The 12617-nt window shown below is 43.2% G+C and carries 9 protein-coding genes, 3 tRNA genes, 1 rRNA gene and 1 pseudogene; 5 read left to right on the plus strand and 9 right to left on the minus strand.

Annotated features, from left to right (window positions below; translation table 11 throughout):
- Positions 1-314: 314 nt before the first annotated feature.
- The 4 genes from UCH007_RS04395 to UCH007_RS04410 form a co-directional block, all read right to left on the minus strand.
- Positions 315-391: transfer RNA gene (locus UCH007_RS04395), tRNA-Ile, on the minus strand.
- Positions 392-639: 248 nt separating this feature from the next.
- Positions 640-2136: ribosomal RNA gene (locus tag UCH007_RS04400) — 16S ribosomal RNA — on the minus strand.
- A gap of 1084 nt (positions 2137-3220) precedes the next feature.
- The gene (locus tag UCH007_RS04405; protein WP_046961159.1) at positions 3221-3508 is read right to left on the minus strand and encodes a hypothetical protein; all 288 of its coding nucleotides are present in this window, start codon (positions 3506-3508) and stop codon (positions 3221-3223) included.
- 27 nt (positions 3509-3535) lie between these two features.
- Positions 3536-5062 carry a reductive dehalogenase gene (locus UCH007_RS04410; protein ID WP_046961548.1) on the minus strand — a complete coding sequence of 509 codons (1527 nt, stop codon included), beginning with the start codon at positions 5060-5062 and terminating at the stop codon, positions 3536-3538.
- Positions 5063-5314: 252 nt separating this feature from the next.
- Here UCH007_RS04410 and UCH007_RS04415 point away from each other — a divergent pair, with 252 nt between their 5' ends.
- Both UCH007_RS04415 and UCH007_RS04420 read left to right on the plus strand, forming a co-directional pair.
- Complete coding sequence (locus UCH007_RS04415; protein ID WP_048893990.1) at positions 5315-5854, plus strand: MarR family winged helix-turn-helix transcriptional regulator; 540 nt, start codon at positions 5315-5317, stop codon at positions 5852-5854.
- A gap of 630 nt (positions 5855-6484) precedes the next feature.
- A pseudogene (locus UCH007_RS04420) lies at positions 6485-7423 on the plus strand (tyrosine-type recombinase/integrase).
- A gap of 88 nt (positions 7424-7511) precedes the next feature.
- On the opposite strand, the gene UCH007_RS04425 reads toward UCH007_RS04420, so the two are convergent.
- Positions 7512-7588 (minus strand) — tRNA-Glu (locus UCH007_RS04425).
- A gap of 13 nt (positions 7589-7601) precedes the next feature.
- Positions 7602-7675 (minus strand) — tRNA-Gln (locus UCH007_RS04430).
- Positions 7676-8025: 350 nt separating this feature from the next.
- Here UCH007_RS04430 and rnc point away from each other — a divergent pair.
- From rnc to UCH007_RS04440, 3 genes are read left to right on the plus strand one after another with little or no spacing between them, the layout of a single operon-like run.
- Positions 8026-8739: a ribonuclease III gene (gene rnc, locus UCH007_RS04435; RefSeq protein ID WP_172644172.1), complete on the plus strand. Its 714-nt coding sequence runs from the start codon at positions 8026-8028 to the stop codon at positions 8737-8739.
- A 29-nt stretch (positions 8740-8768) separates the two neighbouring features.
- Positions 8769-8909 carry a hypothetical protein gene (locus UCH007_RS07790; RefSeq protein ID WP_012882170.1) on the plus strand — a complete coding sequence of 47 codons (141 nt, stop codon included), beginning with the start codon at positions 8769-8771 and terminating at the stop codon, positions 8907-8909.
- A 21-nt stretch (positions 8910-8930) separates the two neighbouring features.
- Positions 8931-9206 (plus strand): acylphosphatase, encoded by a 276-nt coding sequence (locus tag UCH007_RS04440; RefSeq protein ID WP_041330990.1) that lies wholly within the window; start codon positions 8931-8933, stop codon positions 9204-9206.
- Positions 9207-9230: 24 nt separating this feature from the next.
- Here the strand turns inward: UCH007_RS04440 and UCH007_RS04445 are convergent, their stop codons facing one another.
- From UCH007_RS04445 to UCH007_RS04455, 3 genes are all read right to left on the minus strand, one after another.
- Positions 9231-9965 carry a DUF362 domain-containing protein gene (locus UCH007_RS04445; protein ID WP_012882172.1) on the minus strand — a complete coding sequence of 245 codons (735 nt, stop codon included), beginning with the start codon at positions 9963-9965 and terminating at the stop codon, positions 9231-9233.
- A 539-nt stretch (positions 9966-10504) separates the two neighbouring features.
- Positions 10505-11992 (minus strand): leucyl aminopeptidase, encoded by a 1488-nt coding sequence (locus UCH007_RS04450; protein ID WP_046961163.1) that lies wholly within the window; start codon positions 11990-11992, stop codon positions 10505-10507.
- Positions 11992-12594: an AAA family ATPase gene (locus UCH007_RS04455; RefSeq protein WP_046961164.1), complete on the minus strand. Its 603-nt coding sequence runs from the start codon at positions 12592-12594 to the stop codon at positions 11992-11994. Before UCH007_RS04455 ends, UCH007_RS04450 begins: the two co-directional genes overlap by 1 nt.
- Positions 12595-12617: the final 23 nt, after the last annotated feature.

The following is a 12617-nucleotide window of genomic DNA, read 5'->3' on the forward strand; positions in this document are numbered from 1 at the left end:
TGTTTTTATAGTTCTGGCAATATATTGTTTCGCAGGCGCAATGGGTTTGTTGAACTTTAAATCTAAGAATAAACCTTCTTAAATAAATTCATCTAACCCATCATGAATATCCAAAACAAGCAGTTAATAATGTGCAGTACACACAAGACATCTGCCCATTATCTAGAACGATTAAATGCTTAGCTGTAACTAAAACCATATTTAAAGAGTAAATAAACAAGATATTTAGCATTTTTTCACAACACTACTATTTGATACAAATGGAAAAGCCCTAAGACTAACATTAATCTTAGGGCTTCGCTGCATTTATTAAATGGTGGGCCATCTTGGTCTCGAACCAAGGACCTCAGTCTTATCAGGACTGCGCTCTAACCAGCTGAGCTAATGGCCCGATTGAAAAACGTCATTATAATATAGCAAACAGGATGTTTTGCGCAAGTCCTATATCACACATTTACTTATGGAAACGAAATGAAATAAGAGGCGATAAAACTCAGGCTGTCAGCCTGAAGGAAAGTGATTTTAATCCCCTTTATAACACTAACACCTTAACCTCTGGATAGCGGAAAGAAAAGCGAAGTATCCGTTTTAAGTCGGATATCGACCTAGGTTAATAGGCACGAGGCCAATTATCCTTAGAAAGGAGGTGATCCAGCCGCAGCTTCCGCTACGGCTACCTTGTTACGACTTCGTCCCAATTACCAGTCCCACCCTCGGCGACTGCCTCCTTGCGGTTGGCACATCGACTTCAAGTGTTACCGGCTTTCATGACGTGACGGGCGGTGTGTACAAGGCCCGAGAACGTATTCACCGCACCTTGCTGATATGCGGTTACTAGCAACTCCAACTTCATGCAGGCGGGTTTCAGCCTGCAATCCGAACTGAGGACAGCTTTGAGGATTAGCTCCAGTTCACACTGTTGCAACCTATTGTTCTGTCCATTGTAGCGTGTGTGTAGCCCAAGATATAAAGGCCATGCTGACTTGACGTCATCCCCACCTTCCTCCCCGTTTCGCGGGGCAGTCTCGCTAGAAAATTTAACTAGCAACAAGGGTTGCGCTCGTTGCAGGACTTAACCAAACACCTCACGGCACGAGCTGACGACAGCCATGCAGCACCTGTGCAAACTCCTGACTTAACAGGTCGTTTCCCTTTCGGTTCACTACTTCATGCATGTCAAATCTTGGTAAGGTTCTTCGTGTAGCATCGAATTAAACCACACGCTCCGCTGCTTGTGCGGGCCCCCGTCAATTCCTTTGAGTTTTAGCCTTGCGACCGTACTCCCCAGGCGGGACACTTAAAGCGTTAGCTTCGGCACAGAGAGGGTCGATACTCCCTATACCTAGTGTCCATAGTTTAAGGCGTGGACTACCAGAGTATCTAATTCTGTTCGCTCCCCACGCTTTCGAGCCTCAGTGTCAGTGACAACCTAGAAAACCGCCTTCGCCTCTGGTGTTCCTCCCGATATCTACGCATTTTACCACTACACCGGGAATTCCGTTTTCTCCTGCTGTACTCTAGTCCAACAGTATTGAATGACACGTCCCGGTTAAGCCGGGAAATTTCACATCCAACTTGAAAGACCACCTACGCTCACTTTACGCCCAATAAATCCGGATAACGCTTGCTTCCTACGTATTACCGCGGCTGCTGGCACGTAGTTAGCCGAAGCTTATTCCACAGGTACCGTCATTATTCTTCCCTGTGAAAAGAGGTTTACAACCCGAGAGCCTTCATCCCTCACGCGGCGTTGCTGGGTCAGGCTTTCGCCCATTGCCCAAGATTCCTTGCTGCTGCCTCCCGTAGGAGTCTGGGCCGTGTCTCAGTCCCAGTGTGGCTGATCATCCTCTCAGACCAGCTACCGATCGAAGCCTTGGTAGGCCGTTACCCCACCAACTAGCTAATCGGACGCAAGCCCCTCACCAAGCGCCTTACGGCTTTAGTGAACCAACTTATGTCGGCCCACCACATGCGGTATTACCTTCAGTTTCCCGAAGCTATCCCCCACTTAGAGGTAGGTTACTTACGCGTTACTCACCCGTTTGCCACTATCTTAATTGCTTAAGACCGTTCGACTTGCATGCATAAGGCACGCCGCTAGCGTTCATCCTGAGCCAGGATCAAACTCTCCAAGCTCAATATTAATTACTAGCATATTGTGTTTAAAACTTTTCTTTCCGCTATCCAGTTGTTAAGGTGCATCAGTTCCAGACAAAGAGAGATAGTATCACATTCCGTTACTCTCTGTCAAGGAAAAACCCCAGCCTGTTAAAGGCTTTTGTGGAGTTGTCTACCGTGAAACCTGTCTTTTAAGGCGGCCGTTTTTTACTCGGCAATCAATTTCAACGTGGGAGAGTATATCATAGGGTCTAGGGGAAAGCAAATCCCTTTTTAGCTTTGGAGGGGGGTATTTTTTAAAATAATTGGCATATTTTTTGTTATTTTTGCCCATCTGTCATATAACCTTGCACACATATGCTGGTCACACAGTGCACCCTTAAAGATTTCTTTGGTATGACGTGACCTGTTTAGGATCCAAAAACTTATTAAAATATTTTTGAACTATTGAAAAGAATAAGCTCGGCTGCACTTATTAATTAAAAAACTCAAAAAGGTGAAGAAATGAAAGCAAACAGATAAAAATAAAGCCCTCTTCCAAACTATTTAGCTTTGAAAAAGGACTTGAACTACCTATTGGTAGCGCATACCGGATTTGTCAAAAGTCATGTTATTTGGTACTTTTACGTTCATTTTAGTGTTTTTCTAAAATATGGCGAATTGTCATTCTATTCGTAAAGTAACGTTTTGTACCACCCTGTATTTTTTAATCCGTTAGCAAATGGTTAGCAAAATTATATTCGTTTTTAGCTTGAACAATTTTGCCTTATACTTCTATCACCTCAATACCAACATGTACTTTGTGCAACATGAAATCCCAGTATGTAAGTAAACCCTTAGCTCTGCAAAGCTATACGTTGACATTAACGTTGTTAAGGACTAGGAAAGAAGGAGGAGGTAAGGGGGAGGATGGGCTCATGGATACCCAATGGCTTTCGGATTATTACATCATCGTGCAGTTGTGGGTAATATATCAAGTATAGAAGGCAACGATGGTACGTTGAAGATATTCTAAAAACTTTCTCTTCACATCCACATATGAAAGAAAAATAAAAAGCGGGGGAATCCCTTCCCCCGCATGGATATAACCAGAAACTCTAACCTAGGTCTGTTTTGCTCTCCTAGCTACCAGCTGCCAGGCAACTACCAGCAATATAAGAGCAGGTACACCTATAATGGCAAGCCCCATCCAAGCCGCAAAAGAAAAGAGCTCAGCTGAAGCCCCGAAATAATGCTGCACAGCTACCAACAACAATACCAGCCCGATAATGCCTATCAGCCATTCATACCAGTTGACTTTGATATTGTGACTACGCAGCCAACTGGCAAATGTATACAGGCCAACAGATATAAGTGCCCCTATCACCACGAAAGGGATAAAGTGTTCCATCTCAATTTTCTCCTTCTTCCAAAATGCCTATTGTTCCAGCAAAGCAGGGTGAGTCCCATATACATGCCATTCAGCAGGATTATCCCACCACGAAGAAGCTTCCTTCAATCCATACCTCATAGTTTCTTCCATGTTTTTGAAGAAACTATTGAATAAGGGTGTGGTAGAAACAGTGGATTTTACTAAACTATGTATAAAACTGCCATCAGGTATAGTATTGAAAGGACAATTGCCTCTACAAGCAGAACCACACTTAGAGATGGTACCGACAGTACAAGAGACCAGGTTACATCTCCAACCCTTGTAGCCTGGGATATTGTACATCCCTGCAATTCCGCCGGTTCCGTCATCTCCAGCCCAATCCTGTCCGGTGAAGGTTTCCCAGTTTTGTCCTATCTCAACCTTCGGAATTGCTCCCATGGGGCAAGTATCGGCACAGATACCGCAAGTTTCACAGAATTTGGGTATACCGGCATCAACCGGGGGAGTGAAGACCAAGGGGAGGTCTGTATAGAAAATAGCATGGGTACGCATTAGCCCGCCGTATTCGGGTGATAAAGCCACCTGTCCCATACGGCAATGTTCCGCAAGCCCGCTCAAAAAGTCCCATACCGGAGCCGGCTGCAATTTATGCCCATAAACCGCATGATATCCCAAACCCCGTATAAAATTTTGGACAACAACTTTAGCAAAAGCAACACGGGTATACGAAATACCCTCTGCCGCACCGCCAAAACCTGCAAAAGGCCGCCGCAACAACTCATCACAGGACATATTATGAGCTGTAATTACATATTTATGAGAAGTGGGTATATGAATTGTATTGGGATTTAAGGTTCGGTAGTATTCGCTGATACTGTCATCAAAAATAATACGTTCAGATGCAAATGACTGAGGGGCTGTACCGTCTGCAAACGGGTCATGGGATGACGAAACATCCCAGATAAAGTTCTGGGTTTTGGAATTAAGTTCCGCCACACCTACTGAAGGGCCTAACCCCGCCACGCTTAATACGGCCCTGAGCATCAGAAGGTTTTCCTCAGGAGTACCTTGCCATTTGGGTATACCGAGTTCATCCGGAGTAGCCACAATTGGCAAGGGATAACCATTCATTTCACAATTATCCGCATAGTGAGTATTTACCCCGGCCGCTCCCAGGGCTTTTCCCAAAGCTATATCTCTGGTAGAAGCCTGATAGTCAGGCCAAAGTTCTTTGGTTTTATCCTGAACTGCCTTGGCACCAACCCCCAATGCCTCACTGAAGGCAGCCGGTCCGCCCGGATAAGACATGGCAATAGCCGCACCTTTCCAATAGGTAAATTTACTCTGGTCACGACGTTTAAGCAGATTCCAATCAAGCTCCATGCCTATGTCACCAAATTCACGGCTCTTGACATACCAGGGGCGATTGATTTTTGCTTGAGGTGAAGCTAAAAGTTCATCCAAGTCATGAAAGACCGGCGTGGTTGCGGCAACTGTTCCCAAACCTGCGCCAACTAATCCCAGGCCTTTCATAAAATCACGTCGGGAAACTGTTGAGTGGAAATTGGACATATTCAATTCTCCTTTTTCGTTGTTGTAGTCTTTCCTGCTGCCATCCAGTCTATCCTGGAAGCCATTTAACACTAATCCTCCTTTTCGGATATTATTAACAACTGCAAAGTGAATTTTGGTAATATGTGATGGTAATATATTACCATCACATATTACCTCTTTACAACTACCCAAAAGAATTAGTACCAAATCTTAATCTTATCTCTTATGCTTACAATTGCCATAAAGAAACTATTTTGCTAAACTTCCAATATGGAAGATTCAAAATTTCGTGACTTAGAAGTTGGACATTTCTTAACAATTATCCTGCACCACACTACGTGGCTCATTCACAATAAATGGAAAAAGGAATTAAAGAAAATAGGGCTAACTGGAGAACGTTTTGCCTTGATTCATGAAATCAGTTTATTAGGTAAAAACGCAAACCCAGCATCTCTCGCAAGAAAATCCATGCTAGAACCTCATGCCATCTCAGCATTACTGACTAGGATGGAGAAAGATGGCCTTATACGTAAGTCATTTTTTGAAAAACCCAAAAACATGGTCAGAGTAGAACTTACTCAAAAAGGTGAAGAGCTTAGAGAGTTGGCATGGCAAATAACACCGATTTTGAATGAGTTTTGGGAGAATTGTCTCACCTCGGATGAACTTAAGTTATTGTTTGACCTTTTAGCAAAACTGAACACCCATAATCTACCTTCAATCTACGGACACAATAAGACACCTCATAACTTCATACCAAAATACGATCAAGAAACCCATAAAATTGTTAAATTCTACGTTAAATCGTAAGTAAGTCGCCGTTCAGACCGCAGACAACTATCCCCCGCCGTCTTTTTCTTTCTTCTAGTGTAATTGGCAAGGGACTGATAACAGGCTATCAATTGTTTGCTCAGCTTCGTTTTCGCCTTGAGTACCTCAACAGCTCTTTGACCTGTTCCAGCCCTCAAGTTTGAATCCTTTCTCCCTGCAGGCTTCTTCTTGGTATATGCCACAAATGCAGACATGGCGTTTGCTCTCACGCCATACCCATGAAGGCACGAGAGCTACACCTAGCCATTTTCCAGGCATTTGCGCATATTCTTACCAAAAAGTATTTTCCTTCTCAAGTGGTTTCTAAATGCAAATACTTGAGCAAATATTTAAGTAGTGCTAAAGTTTGCCTCAAGTTTTGCCAAAATAATAGCTGGAAAAGAGCTTCTCTATGCGAGGACATATAACTAAAAGAAGCAAAGATAGCTACTCCATTGTGCTCGAACTAGATAAGGATCCTGTTACTGGCAAACGTAAACAACAATGAATAACCGTTAAAGGAACGAAGAAAGCCATCGAAAAGAAACTCTCTGAGTTACTCTCACAAATTGATACTGGCTCTTTTATTAAACCAGGTAAAACAACCGTCAGAGAATACCAATAAGATGGCTGGATGACTACGCAAAAGTTAATCTATCTCCCCGCAGCTTCGAGAAGTATTCAGGCATTATTATCAAACATCTAATACCCGATTTCGGGAGACTCACCCTAACACAATTAAAACCCGAACACATCCAAAGACATTACACAACCAAACTCAGAGAAGGACTCAGTGCAAGAACTGTAAGATATCATCATGCCATAATTCATTCTTACTTGCAGACAGCTGTTAAATGGGGGTTAGTAGCCCGTAATGTAGCTGATGCAGTTGAACCACCAAGAATACAAAGAACCGAAATGCAGATTTGGAATGAAGAGGAAATAAATATCTTTTTAGAAAACTCGAAAGATAGCCCATATTATGCTTTATTTTACACAGCTCTTTTCACAGGTATGAGGCGATCCGAATTGTTAGCGTTAAGATGGCAAGATATCGATCTAATTTTGAGACAAATTCATGTAAACCGCAGTTTACACCATCTCAAAGACGGAACTTATATCTTCTCATAACCAAAGTCAGCAAAAAGTAGTCAAACGATAGCTCTTACTCCCTCGACAATAATAACTCTCAGGGAATATCAACAAAAGCAAAAATTAGAGAGAGCAATGTTTAATTTTCCATTCTCAGATGAAAGTTTAATCTTTAGTGATATAGAGGGAAAGCCATTTCGTCCTAACACTATAACCAGAGCTTGGACTACTCAAGCAAATAAGTGTGGATTAAGCCCTATACGCTTCCACGATGCCAGACCTACACACGCTTCGCTAATGCTAAAACAAGGTATACACCCGAAAGTAGTCCAGGAGAGTTTAGACCATTCTAGCATTCAAATGACTATTGATACTTATAGCCATATTGCGCCTGGCATCCAAGAAGCAGCTGCTAACCGTTTTGATGAAATGTTAAATCGTACACCAGAAAATACATCCTCAGAAACAATCCGTTAGCAATCCGTTAGCAATTCGTTAGCAAACAGGCAAAAATAAAGCCCTCTTCCAAACTTTTTAGCTTTGAAAAAAGGCTTCGAATGACTATTGGTAGCGCATACCGGATTCGAACCGGTGATCTCGTCCTTGAGAGGGACGCGTCCTAGGCCGCTAGACGAATGCGCCATTAAGAACGAAATGGCTGGGGAAGAAGGATTCGAACCTTCCCATACGGATTCAGAGTCCGCTGTCCTACCGCTAGACGATTCCCCAACATGCACACGGATTATACAGTGAACCAAGCCACAAAACAACGCCGCATCAACATTTAAAGGTGCGGCATTGTTTTGCTTAAGTCAGTTTATGAAATAGGGGTGATTGCAGGAGGCATATAAAGGAAGCCATAGAAAATAACTAAACTTATGCCAAAACAGCAAAACAAGAAAGCTAATATGAAAGCTATAACGCCGGCATTCTCTATCAGTTTACTCATTCCGTTTCCTATCTCCTATTTACATTTTTATATCAGAAATATCATAAATGCTTTTTAATTTTAAGTCAAGAAATCCCTTCATTTAGTCCAGCTTGACATGTATTTACCGAATAGCATAATCTTATTTGAAATGCTAGATTTAACTGAACTTGAAGAATCCCTCGGAGTAAAGTTTGAAAATCCGTCTCTCTTGGAGCAGGCTCTTATCCATACTTCCTGGGTAAATGAAAATCCTACCCACTTAAATGGCTCCAACGAAAGAATGGAATTCCTGGGTGATGCCGTGCTGGGTGTCATATTTGCAGACCGCCTTTACCATGATTTTCCTGATATTCAGGAAGGTGACCTGACCCGTTTCCGCTCCCTGCTGGTACGGAGAGAGAGCTTGGTGAGGGTGGCTTTAGGGATAAATCTTGGCAATTACCTTTATCTGGGAAGGGGCGAAGATGTATCTAAAGGGCGTTTTAAACCGGCAAATTTAGCGGGTGCTTTTGAAGCCGTGCTGGCTGCTATATATATAGATAAGGGCATAGACATAACCCGAGAAGTGATTTTCCGCCTTTTCAGGACTGAAATGGAGCGAGTTCAAACCCTTAGTTCCAATATTGATTATAAATCCCGCCTGCAGGAGCTTATTCAGGCTCAAATGCAGATGACACCCCGCTACCGTATTACAAACTTTAGCGGGCCTGAGCATAACCGCTTATTTGTGGCAGAGGTTTACACAGAGGCTAAGGTTCTTGCTGAAGGTTCGGGGCGAAGCAAAAAAGAAGCCGAAACCAGCGCCGCCAAGGCAGCTTTGCAGCAGTTTGAAAACAGCTTTACAGCTGAAGATAACATTTGATAAACTTTTAGCATCATAGGAGGTTATATATGGGTGGCAGAGATTTTCAATCACGTGAGACCAAAAAACAGAAGAAAGATTCAAAAAAACCAGCAGTTTCGGGTGAGTTTTTTCAGCCGAATGTAGAACCGGAAGTAGTCCGCAAAAAGAAAAAAGGTAAAGATATATAAGTTGAAATACGAGGTTCAGGCATGCCCTGTCTGAAAGCTATTGTCAGGGGAAAAGTACAGGGAGTTTACTTCAGAGACTTTACCCGTATACAAGCAGTGCGTTTGGGGCTCTGCGGATATGCTAAAAACCTTGCCAGTGGTAACGAGGTGGAAGTGGTAGCCGAAGGCAACAAAGATTCACTTCTGGAGTTTTTAAAATTGCTCCGTTCGGGCCCTCCCCATGCCGAGGTTAAAGAAGTGGAAACAAGCTGGGAAATGACAAACAGCAACTACGGTGATTTCCACATCAAATACTAATCCGGATTGAACAAAACAAAACCTTTAAGTCCAGCGTTCAAGTTCAACGCTGGACGTTTTTATTAACTCCAAATAGTCTGTCTTGATATTTAGAATACGTGAAACTTCCGTATCCACCTCATAAGGTTCACCCGCAAATATCTTTCCCAGATGCTCAATCTCACCTTTGGTATGGTCACCATGGCTGGTAAATTTCTGGGTAGCTTCTATGATACCCATATCGAACGGCAATGTGAAGTAAAGATCAGATAAAACCTTTTCAATACCCTGATTATAAAGCGAATCCCAGCCTGTTTTGCCGCCGCCGTATTTGCTTGAAGGCAATACCGGCAGCAAATTTGAGATTGAAAAATTCCCCTTGCCGTTGATAACCTGCAGGGGTGTAACACTTATCAGGAAATCACTGGATAAAATAACATTAGGCACCCAGAAAGTGGGGATAACCAGTGGTTTATTTAAAGGATTATCCACCTCAACCCAAGTGCAATCATTTACATCCAGCAGAACTACCCTTTGAAAATCGTATGAAAGAGCTTTATAAATACTTTTCATGGGTGCACCGCCGGGTGCACCTTCCAATATGATAATATCCGCATCACTTATCTTGCGGATTCCGCTTATAATCTTGTAGATAAGCTCACGGCTGGTACTAACCGGATACTGTACTGGATAATGGGCATTTGGCTTTATCAGGACTCTTCTGGCACGGGAAAGTATTTCCGGTGCCTTAAAATTATATTCGGACGCATTGTATATCAAGAATGTACTCCTGGTTTATCATAATAAGTAATTGCCATGTTAATATTTCGTTGTATCAGGTCAAACTGCGATTGACATTCTACAGGCACGCGGAGCAGGTCAAAATGCCCCCGCCATAAGAACACCCCCGACTTGCCGGCTTGGTAAGTCACAAATCGGATACCGCTATTCATCCTGATATTAAAGCATAAAACCGATGCCTTTATTCCGGCTAAAAAATACTCCACCAGAGTTTTTACCCGGTTAAGCATCGGCTATTGGCCTAGCCACATTGCAGATTCTTCACAGATATCAAAACCCCCGGTCTATGCGTTAGCTACCAAACAATAAATAATCCGCCTCCAACCATAAATACAACTTTGGTAAAACCAAAATCGTAGAATTTTGAGGCATATTATTCATCCTGGGCTAAATCCCGGCCGGAAAAATCCGATTTCCTATTTACGGGAGTTGTGATACATTATCCGTAAAAAACAAGCCACACTTGCAACCTATTCATTTTAGCATAAAAGTCAAGGTTTTAAGCCATATATTTATAATTATTTTGCAATATTTAGTGCCAAACTTATCAGAGTAGCTACAGATGCTCCTGAACCGCCCTTAACCTGGTGACCATTGTCCTTGTCAAGATATGCAGTTCCTGCAATGTCCAAATGAACCCATGGTCTGTTTTCTACAAATTCTTCAAGGAACAAAGCCGCCGTACTAGCACCGGCGACCGGACCGCCGACATTTTTAATATCTGCCACGTCACTTTTTATCATTTCCTTATACTCATCGAAAGTGGGCAGCTGCCATATGCACTCACCTGCCTGTTTGGCGGCAGATACTACCTTAGCGTAAAATTCATCATCATTGGTAAAACCACCGCTGCAGGCACTGCCAAAAATACGTGAGCAGGCACCGGTAAGAGTGGCTACATCTACCATTTGCTTAGCTCCCTGCTTGCATGCATAATCAAGGGCATCAGCCAGTATCAGCCGCCCTTCAGCATCAGTAGAATGGATTTCTACCGTCTTTCCGCTGGCCATCCGCAATATGTCACCCGGCTTGATGGCACACCCGCTGGGCATGTTTTCAGTAGCCGGCACAATACCCATAATGTTTACCGCCGGTTTCAACTTGGCGATAGCCCCCATGGCCGTAATGACTGCCGCCCCGCCGGACATATCAGACTTCATTTCCCACATTTTATCCCAGGGTTTAAGCGAAATACCCCCTGAATCAAAGGTGATAGCTTTGCCTATATATGCCATATCCAGTTCATCACTGTCACGTCCGGTATATTTCAGGATAATAAATTTGGGTGCCTGGCATGAACCTTGTCCCACTCCCAGCACACCGCCCATGCCTTTTTCAAGCAGCTGAGTTTCACTAAATATTTCACAGGCAAGGCCGGTAGATTCGGCCAAACGCCGTGCAAAATCAGCTAAATCAGTTGGTGTCATATTGCTCGAGGGTTCATTTATAAGGTCACGGGCAGAGCAGACAGCATCTGCCACAATCTGCCCCTTTATAAGCCCCTGTGATGCCTTGGCAAGGTCAGCCTTTTCACCCAACACCAACTTTATTTCTTCAATCACCCCGTTTTCATTGCCGCTGGTAAAATATTTTCGGAAACGGTAACTGCCCATCACGGCACCTCCGGCAGCTATTTCCGCCAGCACATCAGTCCCAAGTGTCAATTCCCCCAGCCAAATGGCTATAGTTTTAAAACTCTTTTTGGATAAAGCCCTTGAAAGCTCACCCACAGACTTGCGTAGTTCATCATGGCCGAATTTTTCCGCTTTTCCCATACCAAATACCGCCAGATAACGGACCGGTAGTTTACCCAGAGTATTTACCAAGTGAAGTTCGCCTGCCTTGCCTTTCAGTTCGGCTTTTTCTTTCATTTCAACCAGATTGCCGCCCAGTTTAGAATCCAGTTCCTTGAACTCCAAGCTCAAATCCTGTCCTTCAAAAACAGGCATAGCCAAAACATCAGCCGTAATTGACTGCGGTTTTTGTTTTACAATTTTGATTTCCATTATCTGCACTCCTCTTGCTCTAGATAGGTTTTTACATCTTTTATTAAATATTCCAGCACCGGTTGAAAGTCAGCCTCGGTACTTATACGATAACATCCTTCGGAAACAGGCTCAAACATGGGCCTAAGCATCCGGTAGATTTCCCAGTCTGCATCCGAACGGGATGTACCCTGCTTAGTTCGCATGTCCATGCGTTTTTTAATAATCTCCGGTGATAAATCCATCTCTACAATGAACCTCTTCACACTCTGGCTGGAAGCTATACTGTACAAAGGTTCGCGGTCTTTGGCTGTCATGCTGGTAGCATCCAGTACCAGCGATACTCTTTGCTTAAGCAGTTTAGTCATTAGCTCATGTATTGCTTTAAAAACCCGGATATGCTCTGTATTGGAGTAAACAGGCTTTCTTATCAAAGTTTTACGCAAAGCATCACTTTCCAGTATCACAGCCGGTATCCGTTCTGTAAAACACTTTGCAAAGGTGCTTTTACCTGTTCCCGGCAAACCTACCAAAATAACCAGAAACGGACACTTTTCAGCTGGAGGCAATTCACCGAAGCTGTTTAACAGCAATTTAAAATCGTCTTCAGATGTGAACGGCATAATAACTAATTATTATATTCCAA

It is taken from the genome of Dehalococcoides sp. UCH007 (assembly GCF_001010485.1).
In the GTDB taxonomy this organism is placed as follows: Bacteria; Chloroflexota; Dehalococcoidia; order Dehalococcoidales; family Dehalococcoidaceae; genus Dehalococcoides; species Dehalococcoides mccartyi_A.